The 23345-nt window shown below is 43.4% G+C and carries 26 protein-coding genes and 1 riboswitch; of the genes, 8 read left to right on the forward strand and 18 right to left on the reverse strand.

Annotated elements, in window-relative coordinates; translation table 11 throughout:
- Positions 1 to 451 precede the first annotated feature (451 nt).
- Together FZC78_RS08405 and FZC78_RS08410 are read left to right on the forward strand one after the other, a co-directional pair.
- Positions 452 to 2089, forward strand: a complete 1638-nt coding sequence (locus FZC78_RS08405; protein ID WP_148939254.1) for an SWIM zinc finger family protein — start codon at positions 452 to 454, stop codon at positions 2087 to 2089.
- Positions 2082 to 4904 carry a DEAD/DEAH box helicase gene (locus FZC78_RS08410; protein ID WP_148939255.1) on the forward strand — a complete coding sequence of 941 codons (2823 nt, stop codon included), beginning with the start codon at positions 2082 to 2084 and terminating at the stop codon, positions 4902 to 4904. Before FZC78_RS08405 ends, FZC78_RS08410 begins: the two co-directional genes overlap by 8 nt.
- Before the next feature lie 1411 nt (positions 4905 to 6315).
- Here FZC78_RS08410 and FZC78_RS08415 read toward each other — a convergent pair.
- From FZC78_RS08415 to FZC78_RS08450, 8 genes are all read right to left on the reverse strand, one after another.
- Entirely contained in the window at positions 6316 to 6498 is a 183-nt protein-coding gene (locus tag FZC78_RS08415) for a hypothetical protein (protein WP_148939256.1), read from the reverse strand.
- Between the two features lie 46 nt (positions 6499 to 6544).
- Positions 6545 to 6928, reverse strand: coding sequence for a single-stranded DNA-binding protein (ssb, locus tag FZC78_RS08420; RefSeq protein WP_148939257.1), 384 nt, complete (start codon positions 6926 to 6928; stop codon positions 6545 to 6547).
- 193 nt (positions 6929 to 7121) lie between these two features.
- Positions 7122 to 7424, reverse strand: coding sequence for a DUF5658 family protein (locus FZC78_RS08425; RefSeq protein WP_148939258.1), 303 nt, complete (start codon positions 7422 to 7424; stop codon positions 7122 to 7124).
- The gene (locus tag FZC78_RS08430; protein ID WP_252183552.1) at positions 7421 to 8071 is read right to left on the reverse strand and encodes a TVP38/TMEM64 family protein; all 651 of its coding nucleotides are present in this window, start codon (positions 8069 to 8071) and stop codon (positions 7421 to 7423) included. The genes FZC78_RS08425 and FZC78_RS08430 overlap by 4 nt, the downstream gene beginning before the upstream one ends.
- Positions 8072 to 8128: 57 nt before the next feature.
- A complete protein-coding gene (locus FZC78_RS08435; protein WP_252183553.1) occupies positions 8129 to 8752 on the reverse strand; it encodes an LPXTG cell wall anchor domain-containing protein in 624 nt (207 codons plus the stop codon).
- A gap of 33 nt (positions 8753 to 8785) precedes the next feature.
- Positions 8786 to 9364 carry a signal peptidase I SipW gene (gene sipW, locus FZC78_RS08440; RefSeq protein WP_148939260.1) on the reverse strand — a complete coding sequence of 193 codons (579 nt, stop codon included), beginning with the start codon at positions 9362 to 9364 and terminating at the stop codon, positions 8786 to 8788.
- 5 nt (positions 9365 to 9369) lie between these two features.
- On the reverse strand, positions 9370 to 10212 hold the full coding sequence (gene tapA, locus FZC78_RS08445; RefSeq protein ID WP_148939261.1) for an amyloid fiber anchoring/assembly protein TapA: 843 nt from the start codon (positions 10210 to 10212) through the stop codon (positions 9370 to 9372).
- A gap of 150 nt (positions 10213 to 10362) precedes the next feature.
- Positions 10363 to 10965 carry a CalY family protein gene (locus tag FZC78_RS08450; RefSeq protein WP_148939262.1) on the reverse strand — a complete coding sequence of 201 codons (603 nt, stop codon included), beginning with the start codon at positions 10963 to 10965 and terminating at the stop codon, positions 10363 to 10365.
- A gap of 341 nt (positions 10966 to 11306) precedes the next feature.
- On the opposite strand from FZC78_RS08450, the gene FZC78_RS08455 reads away from it, so the two are divergent.
- The 3 genes from FZC78_RS08455 (at position 11307) to FZC78_RS08465 (ending at position 13253) form a co-directional block, all read left to right on the forward strand.
- Positions 11307 to 11897, forward strand: coding sequence for a class D sortase (locus FZC78_RS08455; RefSeq protein ID WP_252183554.1), 591 nt, complete (start codon positions 11307 to 11309; stop codon positions 11895 to 11897).
- Between the two features lie 492 nt (positions 11898 to 12389).
- The gene (locus FZC78_RS08460; RefSeq protein ID WP_148939263.1) at positions 12390 to 12830 is read left to right on the forward strand and encodes a YwpF family protein; all 441 of its coding nucleotides are present in this window, start codon (positions 12390 to 12392) and stop codon (positions 12828 to 12830) included.
- Between the two features lie 102 nt (positions 12831 to 12932).
- Positions 12933 to 13253 (forward strand): helix-turn-helix domain-containing protein, encoded by a 321-nt coding sequence (locus FZC78_RS08465; protein ID WP_148939264.1) that lies wholly within the window; start codon positions 12933 to 12935, stop codon positions 13251 to 13253.
- 32 nt (positions 13254 to 13285) lie between these two features.
- On the opposite strand, the gene FZC78_RS08470 is transcribed toward FZC78_RS08465, so the two are convergent.
- Positions 13286 to 13417: an anti-repressor SinI family protein gene (locus FZC78_RS08470; protein ID WP_148939265.1), complete on the reverse strand. Its 132-nt coding sequence runs from the start codon at positions 13415 to 13417 to the stop codon at positions 13286 to 13288.
- 33 nt (positions 13418 to 13450) lie between these two features.
- A riboswitch (cyclic di-GMP riboswitch) is annotated at positions 13451 to 13544 on the reverse strand.
- Positions 13545 to 13746: 202 nt separating this feature from the next.
- On the opposite strand from FZC78_RS08470, the gene FZC78_RS08475 reads away from it, so the two are divergent.
- Together FZC78_RS08475 and FZC78_RS08480 are read left to right on the forward strand one after the other, a co-directional pair.
- Entirely contained in the window at positions 13747 to 13962 is a 216-nt protein-coding gene (locus FZC78_RS08475) for a hypothetical protein (protein ID WP_148939266.1), read from the forward strand.
- A 183-nt stretch (positions 13963 to 14145) separates the two neighbouring features.
- Entirely contained in the window at positions 14146 to 14508 is a 363-nt protein-coding gene (locus FZC78_RS08480) for a helix-turn-helix domain-containing protein (protein ID WP_148939267.1), read from the forward strand.
- Positions 14509 to 14538: 30 nt separating this feature from the next.
- Here the strand turns inward: FZC78_RS08480 and FZC78_RS08485 are convergent, their stop codons facing one another.
- The 7 genes from FZC78_RS08485 to spoIIID form a co-directional block, all read right to left on the reverse strand.
- Positions 14539 to 14844 carry a hypothetical protein gene (locus FZC78_RS08485; protein ID WP_148939268.1) on the reverse strand — a complete coding sequence of 102 codons (306 nt, stop codon included), beginning with the start codon at positions 14842 to 14844 and terminating at the stop codon, positions 14539 to 14541.
- Between the two features lie 256 nt (positions 14845 to 15100).
- On the reverse strand, positions 15101 to 15535 hold the full coding sequence (gene fabZ, locus FZC78_RS08490) for a 3-hydroxyacyl-ACP dehydratase FabZ (RefSeq protein WP_148939269.1): 435 nt from the start codon (positions 15533 to 15535) through the stop codon (positions 15101 to 15103).
- Between the two features lie 631 nt (positions 15536 to 16166).
- On the reverse strand, positions 16167 to 16451 hold the full coding sequence (locus tag FZC78_RS08495) for a DNA-directed RNA polymerase subunit beta (RefSeq protein ID WP_148939270.1): 285 nt from the start codon (positions 16449 to 16451) through the stop codon (positions 16167 to 16169).
- Positions 16452 to 16466: 15 nt separating this feature from the next.
- On the reverse strand, positions 16467 to 17300 hold the full coding sequence (locus FZC78_RS08500) for a flagellar hook-basal body protein (protein ID WP_148939271.1): 834 nt from the start codon (positions 17298 to 17300) through the stop codon (positions 16467 to 16469).
- 27 nt (positions 17301 to 17327) lie between these two features.
- Positions 17328 to 18149, reverse strand: coding sequence for a flagellar hook-basal body protein (locus tag FZC78_RS08505; protein WP_148939272.1), 822 nt, complete (start codon positions 18147 to 18149; stop codon positions 17328 to 17330).
- A gap of 293 nt (positions 18150 to 18442) precedes the next feature.
- Complete coding sequence (locus FZC78_RS08510) at positions 18443 to 19444, reverse strand: rod shape-determining protein (protein ID WP_148939273.1); 1002 nt, start codon at positions 19442 to 19444, stop codon at positions 18443 to 18445.
- 447 nt (positions 19445 to 19891) lie between these two features.
- Complete coding sequence (spoIIID, locus tag FZC78_RS08515; protein ID WP_113928296.1) at positions 19892 to 20155, reverse strand: sporulation transcriptional regulator SpoIIID; 264 nt, start codon at positions 20153 to 20155, stop codon at positions 19892 to 19894.
- A 472-nt stretch (positions 20156 to 20627) separates the two neighbouring features.
- On the opposite strand from spoIIID, the gene FZC78_RS24740 reads away from it, so the two are divergent.
- The gene (locus FZC78_RS24740; RefSeq protein ID WP_148939520.1) at positions 20628 to 20957 is read left to right on the forward strand and encodes an exonuclease domain-containing protein; all 330 of its coding nucleotides are present in this window, start codon (positions 20628 to 20630) and stop codon (positions 20955 to 20957) included.
- On the opposite strand, the gene FZC78_RS08525 is transcribed toward FZC78_RS24740, so the two are convergent.
- The gene (locus tag FZC78_RS08525) at positions 20930 to 21112 is read right to left on the reverse strand and encodes a hypothetical protein (RefSeq protein ID WP_148939274.1); all 183 of its coding nucleotides are present in this window, start codon (positions 21110 to 21112) and stop codon (positions 20930 to 20932) included. The genes FZC78_RS24740 and FZC78_RS08525 overlap by 28 nt on opposite strands.
- Before the next feature lie 174 nt (positions 21113 to 21286).
- Entirely contained in the window at positions 21287 to 22954 is a 1668-nt protein-coding gene (locus FZC78_RS08530) for a sodium:solute symporter family protein (RefSeq protein WP_148939275.1), read from the reverse strand.
- Positions 22955 to 23345: the final 391 nt, after the last annotated feature.

The raw sequence follows: 23345 nt of genomic DNA on the forward strand, positions 1-23345 counted from the left end.
TTGCGGCCGGTCGCTTTGATGCTCTAAAGCTTTCCTATGGGACACTTCGGCTGCGATTTTCTCGTGAAGTGTCTCTTAGCTCTTACCTATGAGACACTTGGGCTGGGGTTCTCTTCTAAAGTGTCTCTTAGAACTTTCCTATGAGACACTTGAGCTGCAGTTTTCTTCTGAAGTATCTCTTAGAACTTTCCTATGAGACACTTTGGGCTGGGTTATCTTCTGAAGTGACTCTTAGCTCTTACCTATGGGACACTTGATCTCTTAGAACTTTCCTATGAGACACTTGAGCTGCGGTTCTCTTCTGAAGTGTCTCTTAAAATCGTCTCCCTCCTTCCCCCCGCAACCAGTTTCTCTTTTAGATATCTCCTCCGCTCCATTTTCTTACTGATTTGCGTTATAATAAAAGAATGGTTAATTTTGAACGGAATCAGTCAGGAGGCGGCAAATCCTTATGAATGCACAAGAATTACAGGAAAAGTTGAAACCTTTGAGCAATTATCTGTTGGAAGAACTTCCGTATGGCAGCGAGAGACAAAGCATCGTCCAGAAGGGATTGCTGCTGTACCGGCAGAATCTTGTTGGCAATATAAAGTACCACGATGACAGCATCACCGCGGATGTCCAAGATGTCACGCCTGTTAAGGTGACTCTTGAATTGGAATTCCCGCGTTTGAGCAAATGTTCCTGCCCTTCTGATGAATGGTGCCGCCACCGCATGGCTGCTTTTTTTGCCGTATTCAGCAAAGCTGCCCCTGTGACCAACTGGATTCACAAATGGCGCACGACACGGCCTGAGCAAGCTGCGATTACATCTCCTGAAAAAAAGGTAGATCTGCAGGATATATTAAAGAAGCATGAAGGCAGTATTAAAAAGGCCAGTGACCTTTTAAAAGACCGAAAACAGCGCGGGAACTCACCGGAAGAATTGTGGGACTATCTTCAGTATCAGTACAGGGAATGGGACAAAGAGGCTTTTCACCGCCAGTCGCATCTGCTGGACCTGCACATACAGAACTTTTTCCGTAAGCTGATGAAGGATGCGCCGTACGAGCGGGAATGGAAGCCGCTGTATAAGCTTTATGTTTCCTTTTTCCTTTTCCAGAACTTCGACCGGATGATGGTCTTTTTCCGGGGCAAGACGGCGGAGACCTCACACTATGAATTTTTAGTTGATGAAATGTTTGACAGTGTGAAGCAGTTGTCCGTCCACGCTATGCCGTTCAGGTTCGATCCTTTCATTGAATTTTTAAAAACAAAGACGGAAGAGCTGACAAGTTCCAATGAAAACAGTACGTTGGCAAAGGCAGAAATCTACCGGTTCCTATGGTACTTTCTTTTTAAGAAAAAGGCTTGGCGCCAGGCGGAGGTTCAACGGCTGCAGGAAGAGCGTGCCCCTGAAGACCTCTTTTACGCCCTTGCCCTGCTGCATCAATACATTCTGCTTGAAGAACATGAGTTGGCAGCGACAGAAATTGAGAAGCTGGGCACTGAGATTGTTCCGTACTCCGATTTCTGGCTGGAGCAGCTTTTTCAAAATAAAAAATATGAACAAGGTGTCGCTTTCCTGAAGAGCATCATGCCGAAGGTCCCGTCATACGTCAATTCCCTGCCTCCTTATGACAGCGCAGCTTTTTCACGCTGGTTTTTGCGGACACTGCCGATTGACTGGATGACAGAAAATGAGCATGGTCTTCTCCGGAAACTGCTTGTCGCCCTTTTACCCTACAGTTACTCCTGGTACAACGAATTCCTGCTGAGTTCGAAGTCCTTCCGGGATTGGGTGGAGCTGCAGCGTTTTGTCGGATATGAGCTCAGGGAGATGGATAACATGGGCCTCCGGGATGCGGCTAAAGAAGCGCCTCAGCTCGTCCTTCCCCTTTATCATGAAGGAATCGAGTTCTATTTGGCCGGCCGGAACCGCGACAATTACAAGCAGGCGGTCAAATACCTGAAAAGATTGCGTACTCTTTATAAAAAACTAAAGAAAACCGATCAATGGGATATCTATTTGAATTTTATGTTAGAAAAAACCAAGCGTCTTCGTGCGTTCCATGAAGAATGCAGAAAGGGGAAGCTGATCGATGCTTAAAACACGTTTGCTGCATGTGTACATAGAGCCTCTGGAGAATGGCCGCTTCTTCCTTTACTGTGAAAACGACAGCGGCTTTGATGTCGGGCCGGATGACTGGAAGGGCCAGTTGTTTCTTTGGCATGAAGCCAGCTTTTACGGCACAACGCTGCAGCCAAAAGAGCTCGGGACCAGAAAAGGAATCGAGGTCAACAGCTGGGATCTTCTTCTACTGTTTGCCGACGAATCCTTCAGCGGCATGATTGACTGGCATTGGGATGAACTCGGGCAGAAGTGCCTAGCCGTTGCCCCGATCATGTACGATTCCATCCAGGAAGGAAAATGGATTCCCCGCTTTGAAGACATGGCGGAAAACGGGCTCTCCTTCCAGGTTCCGGATGAGCTTTGGGACAACTTTCCCGAGGAATTCTGGCAGGAGGATATCGGCGAAGAATCGGCTGAGAAATTCGTTTCCGACTGGTATCAGCGCTCTGTCCGCCAGTCACTTTCTGCAGGGAGCAGTGACCAAATTTTTACCCGCTTGAAAAAACTCGAGGACAGCACGCTCACTCCGGAAGAACTTCATGCTTATTTTGATGAAGAAAAATGGAGCGAATGGGTCGGCCTTACGGAAGATGAGACTCCCTTTACCCTGGGACTGCGCCTGACAGAACCGCTGGAAGAGCATGATCCGTGGGAGCTTGAAACCATCCTCCGGGATAAAAAGCGAACGGATAAAGTTTATTCTCTGGGAGAAGACAGACTGCCTCCTTCTTATAAAAAGCATCTTGATACGGTAAAAGAAGAACAAAATCGCTGGACTAAAATGCTGCCGCTGCTCGATCAAGGCGGGGAAATCCGCAATTCACTGGATGAACACGACGCCTGGGATTTCCTGACTGTACTCAGCGAAAAATTTCTTGATCTCGACATCGAAATCCTGCTTCCTGCTTGGTGGCAGGCGATGAAGGATGCCCAGATGACAGTGAAAGCCAAAGTGAAAAACACGGACAGCTCTTACCGTCCTTCTTTTGTCGGACTGAATGCCATGCTCGATTTTGACTGGCGCCTGTCGATGAACGGCGTGGACCTGTCGGAAGAGGATTTTCAAAATCTCGTGAACGATCAGCGCCGATTGATCAAAATACGCGGACAGTGGATGAAGCTTGATCCCGCAATGATCCGCCGCATTCAAGACTTGATGAGCAAGGCAAAAGCGGAAGGAATCTCGATTCAGCATATGCTGGAGCAACAGCTTGTTCCGCGTGATGAGGAGGAAGAACTTCTCCAGGAAGACGATTATGATCCTTATGAGTTCGCCAAAATTCAAATAGATCTCAACCGTTCGATGAAAAAAATGATCGACACATTGAACAATTCTGCCGAGGTGCCAATCGTTCCGACACCGGACACTTTCCAGGGAGAACTGCGCCCTTACCAGCAACAGGGAATGAGCTGGCTGCTGTTCCTGCGCCGATATGGGTTTGGCGCCTGTCTTGCCGATGACATGGGTCTTGGAAAAACAGTACAGCTGATCACATACCTGCAGGAAGTGAAGAGGGTCGAAACCCCGAAGGCACCCGCGTTGATCATCGCGCCGACATCTGTCCTTGGAAACTGGCAGCGTGAGCTTGAAAAATTTGCTCCTGACTTAAAAGTGAAGCTTCACTATGGAGCCAACCGTGACAAAGGAATTGAATTCGGACGCGGCATCCTCGATATGGATGTTGTCCTGACTTCCTACGGCTTGTCTCACCTAGATTTTGAAGAGCTGGAGACCGTCGAATGGAATGCGATTGCTCTCGATGAAGCACAGAACATCAAGAATGCCAACACGAAGCAGTCCCGTGCCATCCGTAAATTGGAAGGAAAACACCATATCGCATTGACCGGAACTCCGATGGAAAACCGCTTGTCCGAGCTTTGGGCGATTTTCGACTTCTTGAACCATGGCTACCTTGGCGGCTTCACGCAATTTCAGAAGAAGTTCATCGTGCCGATTGAAAAAGAAGAAAATGAATCCCGGGTCAAAGAACTACAGGCAAAAATCAGGCCGTTCCTGCTGCGCCGGACCAAAAAAGATCCCGAAGTCGAGCTGAATCTGCCGGATAAAATTGAGCAGAAAGAGTACTGTGCCTTGACCAGTGAGCAGGCATCCCTATACGAGCAGCTCATAAAAGATACCTTCGCACAGCTGGAAGCTCTGAGCGGATTCGAGCGAAAAGGTCTTGTCCTGCAAATGCTGAACCGCCTGAAACAGCTCTGCAATCACCCTGCTCTTTATCTCAAAGAACCGCAGCCCGAGAACATTGAAAAGCGTTCTGAAAAAATGCGGAAGCTCGTTGATATTGTAGAAAATGTACTCGATTCAGGCGAAGCGTGCTTGATCTTCACGCAGTACATCTCCATGGGTGAGATGATCCAAAACGTCATGAAAGAAAAGTTCGGCGTCGACGTGCCGTTCTTGAATGGCAGCATGGCCAAAACACAGCGTGACAACCTCGTGGAAAGATTCCAAAACGGCGAATTCCCTGTGTTCCTGCTGTCTCTGAAAGCCGGCGGAACCGGACTGAACTTGACCGCTGCCAACCACGTCGTCCACTACGACCGCTGGTGGAACCCGGCCGTCGAAAACCAGGCCACCGACCGAGCGTACCGTATAGGACAGAACCGCTTTGTTCACGTTCATAAGATGATTGCGTCTGGAACACTTGAGGAAAAAATTGATATGATGCTTGAGAAAAAGCAGGCATTGAATGATGAGATTATCCAGAGTGACCAGTGGATGACTGAGTTGTCCGATCAGGATTTGCATAGTTTGTTGTCTTTGGAGTAGGTTTAATCTTATGGATAGAATACCCCCCTTCCGCTTTTTGTGGTGGGGGGTGTTTAGGTTACGTGGGTTGAGATGGAGGGGATTTGATGAACTTGGGCTTTTGGGTGTATGAGTGTGGCGAAATGGGATTGGATATTTACCCGCTACTCGCCTCTAGGTACATGAGTGACTCCTTTTGAGCTGAGATATGTACCCACCATTCGCTTCTGGGTACATGAGTCGACGGATTTTAGCCGAGATATGTATCTACTACTCGCTTCTGGGTACATGAGTCGCTCGATTTTAGCTTAGATATGTATCCACTACTCGCTTCCGGGTACATGAATGACTCCTTATGAGCTGAGATATGTATCCACCACTCGCCTCTAGGTACATGAGTGACACCTTTTGAGCTGAGATATGTACCCACCATTCGCTTCTGGGTACATGAGTCGCTCGATTTTAGCTTAGATATGTATCCACCACTCTCCTCTGGGTACATGAGTGACGCAATTTAAAGCGAGATATGTATCTACTACTCGTCTCTGGATACATGAGTCGCTCGATTTTAGCTGTGATATGTATCCACTCCTTTCCTCTGGGTACATGAGTCGCTCGATTCTAGCTTAGATATGTATCCACTACTCGCTTCTGGGTACATGAGTGACGCGATTTAAAGCGAGATATGTATCTACTGCTCGTCTCTGGATACATGAGTCGCTCGATTTTAGCTGTGATATGTATCCACTACTCTCCTCTGGGTACATGAGTCGCTCGATTTGAGCTGAGATATGTACCCACCATTCGCTTCTGGGTACATGAGTAGCTCGATTTTAGCTTAGATATGTATCCACTACTCGCTTCTGGGTACATGAATGACTCGATTTTAGCTTAGATATGTATCCACTACTCGCTTCTGGGTACATGAGTGGCTCGGTTTGAGCTGTGATATGTATCCACTCCTCGCTTCTGGGTACATGAATGGCTCGGTTTGAGCTGTGATATGTATCCACTCCTCTCCTCTGGGTACATGAGTGACAAGAAACATACTGAGACATGTATCCACTACACTTCTATGCAGACATAAGTGACGATATTTCAGCCAAGTAAAGTACCCACTCATCTCCAACGGACACACAACTGAACTAAAATAGGGTAATGTATGTAACTACTTCAGCATTCTGAATACATTGGTGAGCTGAACAGTTGAGTTATGTCTCCACGCGATACTTCTGAGCGCATTAGTGGAAGGATATTAAACCAGAAGATCAATTTGCATTTAAATTGTTCGATTAGAAAAAGCCGGCTCTCAAGAGAACCGGCAACAGTGGGGCTAATAGAAGTATTTTATTGAATTTTCTATCTATGAGGTGAGACGGAAGTTTGTTGCGTGGTTCGTTACCAGGTTATGAAAAAAACAAGTCATTGAAAATTAATTTTGTTTGGTGGTCATGAAAGAGATGCGATTAGATGCAGCAGCTTGAGGCTTGTCTTCGGAAGCTTTTTTCTCGAGGAGTGCGACACGCTGTGACAGGTAGTATAATTCCACATTTGCCCTTGCCAGTTTCCTTATCAGATCTTCAATCAATTTTTCCATAGATTCACTATTGTTCATAAAGGGAACTTCCTCCAGTGTTAGTCATTAACCAAATTGCTTTCTTTTAGAATACCGGCAGTGCCTTTTCTACCTCCGGATTCCTCGGCTGCGGTTTGGCCGGCTGTGTCGGCTTTCCATCCAGGAATCTCACCTGTTCTGCTACAACCTCCGTCACATAGATCCGCTTGCCGTGTTCATTATCGTAATTCCTCGTCTGGATGCGTCCTACCACGCCCAGCACAGAGCCTTTATTACAATACTTTGCCGTGTTCTCTGCAGCCTTCCTCCACATCGTACACAGCACAAAGTCAGCTTCATAATCACCACCCTGACTCTTATACTGACGATTGACCGCAAGAGTGACATTCAACACCGCCTTCCCCTCGGATGTGTAACGCATCTCTGGATCCTTTGTCAGTCTTCCTACCAACGTGACTTGATTTATCATTTTGTCTCACCTCTTTTCTTTCGTTGGTAAGTATAGGATATAGGGAGAAAGCCCTGTTGTAAAATCAAGAAAGCTGTTCTTTTATTCAAAAAAAATGCTAAAAACCCCGTTTTCTCTAAAAGTAAAACAGGGTTTTTCATAGAAGAACATATTCAAAACTCATTTATAAAGAATTTCAATCTTTTTTAGCATCCTAGTTTAAAACCAAATGATAAATCCAGAATCCATGTAAAACAAATGTGAATGAATATAAAGCGATAGCAGTATAAGCGATTGGAGCAAACCATTTTTTTGCAGGAACCTTATCGTATATGATTAAGGCATATATAAACATAGATAAGATTATTTTCACGGAGACAAATAGAATCGGATGGGTAGAGTATAGGGAGTCCATGAGAGGGTTGGCTTCTTTAATCAAATCATTTTTGATTCCGACTGCTGTTATAATTGCATCGAATAGATTAAGTGCGGCTAATATATGAAGTGCCAGTTTCATGTATTCACCTGCTTCTCTGATGGAATAATTAATGATGATTTCTTTTTATAAAAGTGCATGGACGCTGCCGCAGCTATTATTAGAAAGTATACCCCGTAAATGGATATTGATAACAATCGATTACCTTCGAAGATACTTCCAGCAATAGTGAACGTAAAGATCGCAGGGAGTTTCCCTAACAGAGTGGCAAATACAAAGACAAGAAAATTCACTTTACTTATACCAGAAAGAACATTTACAACCGGAGAAGGAACAACAGGCAATAACCGCACAAATAAAATTCCTAAGAAGGCATTCTTCTCAAAGTACCTTTCGTATTCTATGGCTTTTGGATATTTTGTAAGCATGCGCTGTGACCATGACTGGAAGCCGTACCTTGACAGGTAGAACATCAGGGTTGTTCCAATCAAAATACCTATTAAGGAGATTAACGTACCATTGACCACGCCTGCCACTGATCCCAGTATGCCTGCAAGCACTGGGTAAGGAATGAAAGGAAAAAATACGAGAACGGCGACAAATAAAATGCTGACAACGCCAGCTATCCCTCCACCCTCTTGTATCAAATCGAGCATGATTTCTTTCTGAGTAAACCCCATAAAAATAATTAAACCTGAAAGAACCAACGAGAATAGTTGCTTCATCATTTCACCTGCTGACCATAGTTTATTAAGAAAAAAATGAATTACCGTAGTGGCAATTCATTATCTTGTAGGTTCCAGTCTTTTTCTACGGTATCTCTGAATGCCGAACATTACTAAACTGGTTAGAGATAATATTGTTCCCAGGACCAAGAAGGCAAAGGTGTTTGTACCTGTTTCTGGCAGTTTCGGGCCATCGACTGGCAGCAATCCGCCAAGTGTACCCGCCACATAGAATTTGAACTCCACTTCTGTTGTAAGACCTTGAAATTCATTCCCAAGGTGAGTAGGAAATTCTACTGTGAAAATTAAATCCTCTGTTGCCGATTTAGCAAGTTCCCTAGAATCCAACCCACTAAAGTCCGAGATTTTCCCGCTATATAGCTCACCTTTGGAATCAGACACTTTCATTATTAATTCGTTATAAAGCTTTTTGGAGCCTGATTTTAAATGTGAAGACATCGTGTAAGTAAATCCTTGTTTTCCATTGTTGCTGATTTTAATTGTCCTGTCTGCCCAGTCACCGGGTTTCATATTATCTACATCGAATAGTACCTTCGTTGGCGTAGTGGCAATATCTACTTCGGGAATTGAATCATCAGGTGCAGCCGTTGCCAAATTGATTGCTGAAAAAAACATGCATATCAACAGACTGAGTATACCGAGAAACCTTCTTGTTTTATTCATCACTTCTCACGTCCTTATCCATTTGGACATTCATCAGGAAGCATTGTTTTCAATGGTGTCGTTCTTTTTCGTTTTAATCTCTATCTCAGATATAGCTTTCCAAATTGTGAAACCAGAGTAAATTAGTAATAGGATTCCAGGGACCAGTAACAGAAACGCACCGTTCTTAGAGTTTGTAAAATTCATAAAGTAGCCTAGGTACGGAATGGTAAAACCGCTGTATTCTGCCACCACATTTTCTGAGAGAACAGGATTCATGTCTTCTGCGTTATTGTTGTCCCCTTTTGTCTTATACATAATGTTGTCTCCGCTTTTGATTACTTCTGTCACTCTATGGGTAACCAACATGTCTTTTTCTTTCTGGAAGGTTATGACATCCCCTTTTTCAAAACGGCTCATATCTCCGCCTGGTTTTACAGCAATAATCGAGCCCGTTTTGATACCTGGTTCCATCGAGCCGGAAAGTACGGTTTTTAACTGATGACCGAATACTTGCGGTTCGCCGCCGGATGCCTTCGAGGAAACTACGACAAATACCATAAAAATCAATACAAGAAATAATATTGTGGTTACTATATTGCTGCCCCACTTCATAAGTTTTTTACCATTCATAACTATCAACCTTCCTCTGTTTGCTTTTCATCTTTTTTATCTGGATCAGGAATTGTTGGAGTCTCGGCTGCTTTAGCTTTTGGTTCTTCAACAGGTACTTGCGGTTCTTCTGGTGCAGGAGGTGTTACAGGTTCTTCAGGCTGTTTTTCTTCTTTTGGCTGCTCTGGTTCTTCTTTGACAGGTTCCTCTGCTTTTTCTTGAGATTCTTCATCTTTTACTTCTTCTTCATTTTTATCGGTGGCAGGTTCTGTGTCTGGTTGTTCTTGACTTTCATCCTTTCCTTCTGTTTTAATTTTTTGCTCTTCTTTAGATTCCTTTTGCTCGTTATCATTTTTATCTTGACACTTCACCATGATTTTATGACTCCAGATGACTCCATTCTCCCCTTCATATCCATCTCTCTGATAGACTTTAAATATGAAAGCCCCTTCTAACTCTCCCGGAAAAGATAGTGTAATAGTTTCATTTTGCTTTATGGGCTTGATTTCTCCATCACTAATTTTTCCGCCATTGTTTTTAGGGTTACCCTCTTCATCGTAAAAAACTTCATATTTTGCTGGACCAATCATTGTAAAGCCTTGATTTTTAATTTCTGCACTAATTTCAGTTGGCGGACATCCTCTTAGATTTTCTGTATTACTTTGTACAAACATAAGTTCACTATTGTCAAACCAATTTCCAGCTTGGATAGTGAAGCTATCTGCATTAGAGTCGCTGAAATAAGCAGTGGTGTTGGAGTTCAAATATGATAGAGTGAAGATTAATATGTAACAAGTCAGCAAAACTTTACTGCACAATATTAGTTTTTTGTTGTGCTTGGCATATTTTTTTATTCTTAAGTACCTCAATAAAAGCCCTCCCCATTTCCATCAATACTTGATAGAAAATGAACATTTATTTTATCTCGTCTAATTAAAATGCATTCTATCTACACGAGATAAAATAAATTAGAGGAAAGGTAAGCATTTTGCTTACCTTCCCTACTTGGTAGCTGTAATTTATCTTCTTTCTCCAGCTGTTTGCTTAGCATTGAAAGTCCAATCTAATTTTAAGGAGTCACCCTGGAATTTGTTTTGATCCTGCTTATTATCGACAAATTCAAACTTTACAATAAAATCATCAGAAGTATTAGCCTTTAAACCATCTTTTTCTCCGTCTAATAACCAACCTAAAACATCTCTATCTACTACATCCTTATTTCTAAGTGCCGATAAAGTGGTTTCATGAACAACTTCTGTTTTCTTATCTTTGTTAATTAAGAACTGAACCTTAATATGATCACCAAGATCATCTGTGCCATTATTTCCATTTGTGTCACCAACTGTATAATCAGTAGTTAAAATAACTTTAGAAACATCCAATGAACCTGTGTTATTCAATTTAAAATTCCTTTGCATAGTATCTCCAGGCTTAATGTTAGAAACATCTATAATAGCATTAGCTGCATCATTGCCCTTCACTTTGATATCCAATGTCCCAGCAGCAAATGTGTTAGTTGATGTCTCTGTATCACTAAAGTAAGCATATGTACCTCCACCAACTAATGACAAACCAAGTGCTGCTGACGCAATTCCCAAACCTAATTTTTGCTTAATACCCATCTTATAATTCCTCCTAGTGTTTTGTTTTTTGTTCGCCCTAGTGAGCTTTTGTTCTCTTTAGCGAACTTACAATGTAAGTATATGACAGAAGTTACGGGTTGAAAAACCTGAAAAACAGTCAGATATTCGCTAAAACGAACATTAAACATGTATTTCCTGGTAATATCTCTCGTTTTCTTACTATTTTGTAATTTATAATGAACATTTTAATTTTTATAAAGAACAACTTATTTATATTTCAACCCCTATGTAAATTTCTATAAAAACTAGCCTTCAAGCAATGACAAATTCATTCAACTAAGAGAAAATAGAATTATCAAGCCAACTTAGGAGGTATCCTCTTGTTTAACAAATTAATAAAGTATGTAAGCATCCTCATGCTAACCGCCGGTATCGGGCTGATCGGTTATGCTGGTTATCATATTTTTAAGCAAAAAGCTGAGCAGGATAGTGCTATGCAGGAAGCGAAGGCTCAAGTCGTTACGAAAAAATCCCAGCCAAAAGAGGAAGAGGAACTCTCCTCCTACTCATTCGAAAAAGGAGACGTAGTTGGCATCCTTAATATCCCTGCCCTCAATAGAGAATTACCTATTATAGAAGGTACAGACGAAGAGGAGCTGGAAAAAGGCGTCGGCCACTACTCTTCCACCAAGCTCCCGAACCAGCAAGACCGCATCTTCCTCGCCGGCCACCGGGACACAGTCTTCAAAAAAATGGGCGAACTAAAAGAAGGCGACCAGCTAAAAATTGAAATGAGCAACGGAACCTACACCTATGAAATATACGAAATGTTTATCGTAAAAGAAGACGACATGTCCGTAGTCCAATCAACAACCCCTGATGAGATCCTGACATTATCAACATGCTACCCCTTTGAATACCTATCTAGCACAGAAGAAAGATACATCATCAATGCAAAACGAATAGACTAATCGCCAGCACCTAGCTGGCTTTTTTCTGTGCTGGACACAACTAAATAAGGAACGCTTCCCTTAAGATGTAGTTATTAATAATTTTGAATGTATTACAAAACACGTTGATTGGAGCGGAAGGGGTACGACCTCCTGCGGGACTAGCGGGACAGGTGAGACCCCGCAGGTAAAACCGAGGAGGCTCATCCAGCTTCAGCGGCCAGCGACTAGCAGATTTCGGTCTCTCTCCTTGCGATAAGTCATCATCGAATCGCTAACGCTCTTCGTGATTCCTTTATCTCATGCGAGAGCCCTAAAATCTGTACGTCGCTGAACGGCCGCATATACTTTTGCTTCACCGCACGCCCCGCGGAGTCGAGCACCTGGAGCGGAAATCACCCACCATCCCACTTTTACAATCATTAGTTAACTAAAATTATTCAAAATCCCCTATTATGTTTTGAATCTTCAATATGTTATAATTTGTACAAACTATGAGATGGAGGATCGTTCATGAAAACCTTTAAAGTAATCACTCTTCAAGTTGTTGAAAACGATGATCTTAAAGACATTGAAATTGTGGACGGTTTAATTATTAATAAAGAAGATCAAAAAGGGACTTGGCTGATTGAGGGCTGCATGAGGAAGGAATTTTATGATTTTTTCCGTGATGCCCAGCAGAGTGCCGAGGACATTGAGGTTCAGGTGGTCATTTCCCATCCTGAGAATGATCCGGCTGCTTTTATGACGAGGATCAGCTGCATTAAAACGATGGATCTTCATTTGAGTGTTCTTTTTGAAGGAAAATTGAAGAAGATGCGAAATGAGTATGCCGAGCTGCTTCTTGATGACTTGGTGGATAAAGGGTTTGAAGGGTCAGGGCTTGTACAGGAATTTAAGGACAAGATGCGTTCTAAGCCTAGGCTGGCAGCCACCTCCAAGACAACAAATTAAATTTTTAGACAAAATATGACATGTAAATATAAAGTTTGAGTTTCCTTTGTGGTATAATAACACTATGATTAGGATGATTATGCGTACAGGATGTGAACGGTAATGATCGGGGAAAGAGTCAAGAAGCTTAGACAAGAGAGAAAAATGTCAATGACCGAGCTTGCAGATAAGGCGGGCGTTGCCAAGTCGTACTTGAGTTCGATTGAGAGAAATTTGCAGAAGAATCCATCGGTTCAGTTTTTGGAGAAAATTTCGAAGGCATTGGATGTTCCGGTTGATTCTTTACTATATGATACAGTGGAAGATAAGCATATTGACTCCGACTGGGTCAGTATCGTTGAGCAGGCGATGGATTCCGGTATCAGCAAAGAGCAGTTCCGGGAGTTTATCGAGTTCAACAAATGGAAGTTAAATCAAAAGTAAAAAAGCTATTCCCTTATCGGGAATAGCTTTTATCATTTTACCAGTACTTTTCTCTCTTCTCTATTCGTATGTAGGTATTCTAGGATTTCGTCTTTGGTGACCCCTACTGACATCGCTTCTTTGATTAATGTAATCCACTCTAGATCCAATTCTTTTTCAACCACTTCAAAATCTCCTCCTAAAATACGCTTAGTATTTCAGGCAATCCAGCCATCCTAGCAAGATCTGCTACCCTGCCTTAGATCTGTGACTTTGCGTCCCCATTTTTCAATGGGTTTGCCTTTGTCTGACTATCCGTTGGCTAACCAGTTATATAACTATAACCATTATACTAATGAGGAAAACCTATTTTGTGTAAAATTTTGCTGTGATTAACATCTTTTTTCCTAGTTTATTTTACAAATTTTATAATAATTCAGGAACTTTCAGTTATTTCACTGTATATCGTGGGTCTTTTTGTCGAATTAAGGGGTCTTGATAGGAGAAGCTCTTCGTGTATATGCTCAATTTCTTTTCTAAAGGGATAACAGTCTTGCTGATTTGCCGGAAGCTTGATGCAGTGAAGAATGGAGAGTCTGTGAGGTCATTTCCGCATGATGGGCATGTCCATTGTCCGGTTTCCGTAGAGCTGAATGAGGATCTCCTGCAGCGCTGGCAATTTTTCTTATACATAGCACACCTCACTTTGTTCGTTATTAAGACCTTATAGACCTAGTATATAAGACTCACCATCAATAGCTAAACCGCAAATTCCTTCGATTATTCTTAATAAAGAACGTTTTGCTCTGTTTTTCTTTTCTATTCTTACTATTTCTTAAATATGCTCATTTTATAAAAAACTTATTGTTCGTTATAATGAATTAATAAATTTGTATAAGAAGGAGTCTATCCAATGGTAGGGGAGAGAATTAAATCTATTAGAGAAAGTAAGGGAATTACTATAAATGAACTGGCCCATATAGCTGATATTTCAAAATCTTATATCAGTTCGATTGAAAGAGGAATACAGAAAAACCCATCGATCAATGTGCTCGATAAAATAGCAGACGCCTTAGGGGTATCATTGGATATACTGCTGGACAGCAAAAACAGTGATATCAATTTAGAGGATGACTGGGTAAAATTATTAAAAGAAGCGATTGGGCAAGGCCTCACGAAAGAAGAATTCATTCAGTTCACCATGCTAATGGGGGTTAAAAGGAAGAAAGCTACTCTAGAAAGCAGCAAGATGCATAAAAACAGAAGGACAATGTAAAAAGCCGGTAATCTACCGGCTCTCTGGGTATTACTGGTTGTTATCTTCGTCGTCTGTCATTTCATCTTCCAACTCATCAACCGGGCCTTCACCGTTCTCGTTATCGTCGATATCTCCATTGTCGTCTTCAGAGATGTTTCCATTCTCCTCACCCATATCCATGTCCATATCGCCGTTTTCTCCGCCATCGTTCATTCCATCGTTATCTCCTGGAACCTCTTCCTCAACCGGAGCTTCGTTATCTTCCGGCGGCGGCTCCTGATCTGCGTTACAACCTGCAAGAAGCATTGCGGATAGTGCTGATCCACCTAGGATAGCTAAAAGTTTCTTATTCATTGTGTATGACTCCTTTCCTTAAACAGAATTTTTGAGACCTATCTTTTTGGTCTTTTGATAGCATTCCCCATCTTTTTGGAAACTTGCATGGCAAATGAAATTAATTGAGGAGTGACATGGCGGGGAAGCTTTTGCGCTTTAAAACAACAAAAGGGGGACTGTCCCTCTTTGTGCTGTGAAGAGGGACAGTCCCTTTAGCTTGGTAAAGCTTAAAAACCCCGAGCTGCAGTGGCAGCTCGGGGTTTTTTGTTATCGCTTATTCTTGTTTATCGCCTAGGGCAAACATCATTTCGGTTTCGCAGACGACTTCTCCGTCTATTGTGGCAACTGCTTTTCCTTTTCCGATTGGGCCTCGAAAACGTACCATTTCAACTTCAAGGCGAAGCTGGTCACCTGGTTTCACCTGGCGTTTGAAGCGGCAGTTGTCGATTCCTGTGAAGAAAGCGAGGCGTCCTCGGTTCTCTTCTTTTTTCAGCATGGCGACTGCTCCTACTTGAGCAAGAGCTTCTACGATCAATACTCCTGGCATCACTGGATAACCCGGGAAGTGGCCGTTAAAGTACTCTTCGTTTGCTGTTACATTTTTGATTCCCACTGCTCTTTTTCCCTCTTCTACTTCCAAAATTCTATCCACTAGCAGAAACGGGTAGCGGTGGGGAATGATTTCTTTGATTTCATCAATATTAAGCATGAGTATGCCTCCCTATCTATATGTACATTCTTCTTCTCTTCATTCTACCTGAATTCCTCTTTTATAAAAAGTTGTTTTGTGGTGGGTTATTTGGCGGGAGCTTTTAAGGATGGGATGCTTGTCTTTGATGGTGGATGTATCCTGTGCGGTGCGACCTTCCCACTTCACTTATGTTTTCGCTGGGAGTTGTGTTATGGGTACATGAGTGTCCGCTTTTTCTTCAACTCATGTATCCACTCTGCTCTTGTRGATACATATGTCACYCTTKTTCGCYCMACTCWTGTATCCAAGCGGCGCGGGGTGAGTACATGAGTGACTCCTTTTTCTTCAACTCATGTATYCACTCCGCTCTTCTGGGTACATATGTCACCCTTTTTCGCTCCACTCTTGTATCCAAGCRGMGCGGGTGAGTACATRAGTGMMYSCTTTTTCTTCAACTCATGTATYCACTCYGCTCTTSTGGRTACATATGTCACCCTTTTTCGCTCCACTCCTGTATCCAAGCAGAGCGGGTGAGCACATGAGTGACCCCTTTTTCTTCAACTCAACATCCACACAAAGCATTTAAGACATAAGAGAAAAAACAATAAAAAAACCAGCCCTCCCTTAAAAGGGAAGCCCGGTCGAATAATCATTTCTCTTTCTTTACAATATCAATGATATGCTGCCAAGTCGATTTCTCGAGTACATCCGTCGGCTTGCCGTCTCCGATGACTCCGTAGCCGATCATGGCTCCTCCAATGAGACTTCCGGCAAGGAGGATGATGAAGAGAAGGACTCGCAGCCAGATTGGAAGAAGGCGTATCCGGATCCATTTGCCCGGTTTTTCTTCGCCGCTGTTTTTCTTTTTATTCTTTTTTTCGGCTTTGATTTCTTCTCTTGTTTGTCCTTCTTGCAGAATGTCTTTTTCAGTCATTGTCGATTACTCCTTTTAACGGATTCCGTTCACAAGTCCCATCATTTGGTCTGCCATGGAGATGGAACGGCTTTGGAATTGATACGCCCGCTGCACGTTCATCATATCGGTCATTTCTTTACCTATATCCACATTCGAGCCTTCCAAACTGCTTTGAGAAAGCCCAATGTTATTTCGCAGTGCACCATTCATATTGGTAAGAATTTCGTCCTGGTTAACCCCCAGGCCCTCAAGGTTTTGTGGAAGCCCTAAAAGATTTTGTCCGATCTGCTCCATGAATTGAGGTTTCTCCAAAGATACTACCCCCAGATTAAAGGGCAATCCGCCAATAGTCAACTGGCCGCTATCGCGCAGGATGATGTCTTCTCCCTTAGCATTCTCATTAAATGTGATGAAGTTGTCATTCTCGTCAAGTACGGCATGTCCCTGGCCATTGACCAGCATCACTTCTCCGTTGCCGATTGGGTTGGCATAGAAGGCGCCATCCCTGGTATAACGCACTTCTGCACCGTCTTCTCCCTGAACCAGCACTTTGAAGAATTGATTCCCTGCTGTCAAAGCAAAGTCGAGGTTTCTGCCAGTTGACTTTAAAGCACCTTGTGTCAGGTTGATTTCAGACTGGCCTAATTTGGCTCCTGCACCTTGGCGGATTCCCGCAGGTGTCAGGCGGCCATTGAGGTCCCGTTCGTCCCTTTGATTGTTCACTGACTGCACCAGCAGCTCTGAGAACATGGCTTCTCTCCGCTTATATCCATTTGTTTCACTGTTCGCGAGGTTGTGGCCGATTACATCCATTTGTTTTTGAAGCTGATTCAGTGTATTGGTTGCGCCTATCATAGTGCGATTCATCGGTCAGTCCCCTCTCTTTTCATTTCATCAGCCATTGACCCGGCCTACTTCGTTAACCGCTTTTTCCATGCTTCTATCATAAGCCTGCAGGACTTTTTGATTCGCTTCAAAGGACCTGTAAGCTGTCATCATATCCGTCATGGTTCTCGAGGTATCCACGTTGGACCGCTCAATAAAACCTTGTTGAAAATTAAAAGTGGCGTCACTGTCATAAGCATCAGGCAGGGGTTCGTTGTTTTCTGTAGTGAAAAGGCTGTCCCCTTCTTTGGTGAGCCTGTTTGAATTCACTGAAAAACCGATTCCAAGTCGTGCTGTTTCCACTTCATCAACCAGGACACGTCCATCTTCAGTGACCTTAAAATTGTCTGCCGGCAGCTGAATCCTCTGTCCTTCCTGGTCAAGCACATACAAGCCGCTGGCTGATGTAAGATAGCCCTGCCCATCAAGCGTGAAGTTGCCATTTCGGGTATACCGGGGGATTCCGTCGCCGCCTTGAAGAGTGAAAAACACTCCGCCTCTTTGGCCTGTCTCAGGATCGACCGGGATATTTCCATCCATTAAAGCGATATCCGTATTTCTCTCTGTTTCCTGCAGGTCTCCCTGTAGAAATGCAGGCATGGTTTCCTGCATATATACACCCGTATTCAAAGCACCTACACGGCGGGACATGGATCCGGTTTGCGGATTCTGGCCTTGCAGGGAAAGCATCATTTCAGGAAAAGACTTCATGGACGAGCGGTCCTCTTTATATCCAGGAGTATTGGCGTTGGTCAGGTTATTGGACAGCATTTCCGTTTTCCGCTGCTGTGACAGCATTCCGGAAGCAACAGTATAAAATCCGCGCAGCATGTTAGGCACCTCTTTTTACGTTCAGTTTGTCTTACTTCAGGCTCTTTTCGTATACCTTGTTGCTATTTAATATTACTCTTAAAAAAATTTGTTAATGTTCATCGGACACCTTGGTGAGGCAGAAAGAAAAGAGCTGCTTTCTCCGTATATAGAGAACACCCTTAGTATCCGGGGGAAATTCATCTTTTGGGATTTTTCGGAAAACAGCATCCCAAATAAGATAGCTTACTCACATTATATCGGAAAATTTTTTAGAATGTTATGAGTTTCTTCTAATTGGCTGTTATTGGCATTCAGCCGATTTTTCTTCTGCTGATTTTATCAATGTTTTCAAGCATGATTCCTGTACCGATGGCCACACAGTCCATTGGGTTTTCCGCAACAAGTACCGGTACTTTCAGTTCTTCTGCCAGCAGCTGGTCGATTCCATGTAAAAGTGCTCCGCCGCCTGTCAGGATGACTCCTCTGTCGATGATATCGGCAGAAAGCTCTGGCGGTGTTCTCTCAAGAACATTTTTCGCAGCCTGGACGATGACGGCTACCGATTCACGCAGTGCCCCTTCGATTTCAGCAGACTTGACCGTGATGGTTCTAGGAAGCCCCGAAACCATGTCACGTCCGCGGATTTCCATTGATTCGTCACGAGATCCAGGGAAAACGGTACCGATATTGATTTTGATGTCCTCGGCTGTGCGTTCACCGATCAGAAGCTTGTATTCTTTTTTAATATAGCTGAGAATTTCAGCGTCAAATTTATCTCCTGCCATCTTGATGGAAGAAGCCGTAACAATGTCTCCCATGGAAAGAACAGCGACATCTGTCGTTCCGCCTCCGATATCGACGACCATGTTTCCATAAGGCTGGAAGATGTCCATCCCGGCCCCGATAGCCGCGACTTTCGGCTCTTCTTCAAGGTAAACTTTCTTACCGCCGCTTTTCTCTGCCGCTTCTCTGATGGCCTTCTGCTCAACGCTTGTGATATTCGTGGGACAGCAGATCAGGATGCGTGGTTTGGAAAGGAAGCCCTTCACGTTCAACTTGTTGATAAAATGCTTCAGCATGGACTCGGTTACATCGAAATCTGCGATGACTCCGTCTTTAAGCGGGCGCATTGCCGCAATATTTCCCGGTGTACGTCCAACCATGCGTCTTGCTTCTTCTCCGACAGCCAGGACTTTATTGTTATTTCGGTCAATTGCCACTACTGATGGCTCGTTCAAGACAATCCCTTTTCCTTTTACATGAATCAATACATTCGCCGTTCCTAGGTCAATTCCAATATCTTTCGCAAACATCTGTTTTCGTTTCTCCCTTCTTCATTTCAACGCTTTCATTTCGTCATAACATTTATTTTCAAAGAAGTATCGTTGTCAGTTTAATAATTAAAAATCAGGGTATAGAAAAAACTTCACCTAATTTAATATTTTACCATATACGTGTCGAAAATAGGTACTAATTGTCTAAAAAATGTCAAGAAAACAGATTAAAAAATGCTTATTTAAAAATATTTCTTCGATGAATAGTATGTTGATTTCCGCTCCAAGTGTGCCGACTCAGCGGGGCGAAAGGCGATCCCCAAACCTTCTGCTTCATTCAACCCATCATAAGGACATGTAATCCTGCAACCACAAGCTTGACGGCGCACTTTAACACATTAAAGTACTAAGAGGGACTGTCCCTTTTAGTGCTTTAAAACAATAAAAAGTACCAGGTATCATATGCCTCTTGATACCTGGTACTTTTTAATTGATTTCGAGCTCATCTTTTTTGTATTTCTTCTTGGTTGCTTCGCCTCCGCGGAGATGGCGGATTGATTTATGGTAATCGAGTATATCTTTTACTTCGTTGGCTAAGTCAGGATTGATTTCCGGTAATCGCTCTGTCAGGTCTTTATGAACGGTACTCTTCGATACGCCAAACTCCTTCGCGATGACTCGAACGGTTTTCTTTGTCTCCACGATATATTTCCCAATCTTTACTGTTCTCTCTTTGATGTAATCGTGCACACCACTCTACCTCCCTAAATTGGATGGAGAAGTGTGAAATGAGACTCGCTTTTGATTTTTTGACTACTGGATAACCGCATTGGCAGGTTATTTGCGGTAGAAAGCTTTTATTTGTTGCTCTTCGGCTTTCTATATATTGGCACAACTGAACATGATGGTGGCATTTCCTCTGTATGGATTAACGACTCTTCACCTCAAACACTCTCTTTTTTGTCAGGTTTGTATCATTTTATTAAGCGTGGTCAAGATATATGCACGAAAAAGTGAATAAGGACAAGGGTTTACTCTTTATTTTCAGAATTTTCATTAAGAAGAGACTTCACTGAGGTCTCCCCAAGTGGATATTCCTCTGTCTTTCCTTAAGATCAGCAGCTCTTATTGTGGAGGTCAAAGCAGCAGAGACTTGCTGGCTTTATTTATTGAATCCCAGAATTAAACACTTTTATATTAATGGGATGGACCGGCTGCTGGAATTGGAGCCGTTAAAGTAAAAGGATATAAAGTATTAAAGGAATACACTTTTCAAACACTGATCATTCCGCATCGACAAATTTCTCGGGAAATAATGGAGCTTAATGGAATTTCTGAAGAGGACACAAAGGCTTCACCATCTGTCTGTAAGGCCATTCAATCATTTGCCATTACGCTTCCTTGCTGTCGTCCAGATAGGCGGTTGTCAATGCTCATTGACCGCCCTGTGCCGGGGGGTAGATCCTTGTTTCGAGCTCCTGGGCTGTTCTCAACAAGTGAACACAAACGAAAAAACCTTGCCCTTCAAATGCTGACAGTCAAAGATACATGATCTTGATTGGTTACTTGGCACCCTTGATAATGGTATGCAATGGAAAGCATTTCTTTTTCCGAAAGCAGCTGATCGATACTTGAAAGGCCCACTGCCTCACCTGATTCGATCATTTCAAGGACTTCCTGCCTGCCGCTCTCCCTCTCTACATACACTTTTGCTTTGCCTTCTATGACCAGATGAATGCCGCAGCGCTTTTCTCCACTTTTTTTAAAAATGTTTCTCCCTTCTTGGCCTTCAATAAATTTCCCGTTTTATAAGCGAAAGGGCTGCACCCCTTTCCATCCCGGCAAATAGGGGATGAAGGAGTACAGCCTGCTTCACTTTTCTTATTTATTGAAGGTTGCATCGTCATTGATCCAGACTTCGCCGTCCTTGAATGTCATCTGTTCAGGGTAACGGAGATCGATCACTTCTTCCTGGAGTTTTTGCGATGGTGCTTTAGTAGATAGAGAGACGATAATGTTCGTTAGGAATCCGGCAAGTGCACCGAATACACCTGCTCCCGTATCGATTATGCCAAACAAGGTCATTCCTTCTCTTGCTAAGAAGATATAAGTTAGTGTGACTCCCAGGCCGACCAGAAGCCCTGAGATGACCCCTGCGGCATTCGAACGCTTCCACCAGACCCCAAGGACCAGAGCAGGGAAGAAGGTTCCTGAAGCCAGCGCGAAGGCCCAGGCAACGATTTGCGTGATCACTCCCGGCGGGTTCAACGCCACCAAGCCGGCAAGCACGGTAGCAATGACAATCGTCCATCGCGCAACCGCCAGCCTGTTCTTGTCTGTTGATTCCGGCTTGAAAACTCTGTAATAAATATCATGAGCAAACGATGAAGAAATCGCCATCATCAATCCGCCTGCTGTCGATAATGCTGCAGCCATGGCACCAGCAGCCACAAGTCCGATGACAAAGACACCCAGATTCGCAATTTCCGGAGTAGCCATAACAACAATATCGTTGGAAATCACAAGTTCCGACCACTGAAGGATTCCATCTCCGTTACCATCGGCAATCTGGAGTTTACCCGTATCCACCCACGATGTTGTCCAGCTCGGAAGCTCACTGATTCTTTGTCCGGCTACCTTTGTCATCAAAATGAAACGTGAGAACGCCGCATAAGCTGGAGCTGAAAGATAAAGAAGACCGATGAACAATAAAGCCCATGCCCCGGACCAGCGTGCTGCTTTCATTGTTGATACCGTGTAAAATCGGACAATAACATGCGGAAGCCCCGCTGTACCAGCCATCAATGTGAACATAAGGGCCATGAACTGCCACTTGGTTCCATTCGTAAACGGAGCAAAATACTCTGAAATGCCAAGTTCCCGGTCAAGCTCCCCCATTTTGCCGATAAGCTCTCCATAGGAAATCCAGGGAAGCGGATTATTCGTCAACTGCAAGCTCATGAAGATAACAGGCACAAGATAGGCGATGATCAGAATGATATACTGAGCAACTTGTGTCCACGTGATTCCCTTCATCCCGCCAAAGGCCGCGTAGAAAGCAATCAAGACGACCCCAATCATGGTACCTACCTTGGCATCAATTTCAAACAGCCTCCCGATGACGACCCCGGAGCCCGACAATTGGCCGATCGAATAGGTGAAAGAAATGATAATGGTACAAAGAGCAGCAATAACACGTGCCGTATGGCTGTTGTACCGGTCCCCGATAAATTCTGGAACCGTATAGCGTCCGTATTTACGGAGCTGAGGTGCCAGCAGGAATGTCAGTAAAAGGTATCCTCCTGTCCATCCCATGATGTAGGCGAGACCGTCATATCCAAGAATCATGACCGTGCCAGCCAAACCAATGAAGGAAGCGGCACTCATCCAGTCGGCACCGATGGCCATTCCGTTAAATACCGGCGGAACCCCTCGTCCCGCTACATAAAAATCAGAAGTTACCTTTGCTTTGTTATACACTGCAATACCGATATAAAGAGCAAATGTAGCAATAATAATGGCAGTAGACACAATAAACTGCAGATCCATTTTGGTCCCCCTTATCTTTCTTTAAAATTAACGCGCTCTATAAAACGCTTACATTTTTTTAAAGGCTGTTTTCGCATAAATTGTTGCTTTCGGAAAAATCCCAAGAGCCGGATTTTTCCCATGGATATTGAGGTATTACTTTCTAAACGAGGAGCGCAGCTCTTTTCTTTTCCTGTTTACGAGTTATACTCGTGAATTAGGGTTATTTATTTGGATTTAGTATCAAATAGCAACAAAGTTTACGAAAAGAGCCTTTTTAAAAGAGCCGCCGAGAATAAAGCTGATCCATTCGATTCTGTGATCTGATTCCCCTTCCGTTTCGCTGCTTCAAACTTACCGCTCAAGGCGGGTTCACTGTTCAATATAAGCCATGCACTCAAAATGAAACCGC

The organism is Rossellomorea vietnamensis (genome assembly GCF_008180415.1).
GTDB classification, from domain to species: Bacteria; Bacillota; Bacilli; order Bacillales; family Bacillaceae_B; genus Rossellomorea; species Rossellomorea vietnamensis_C.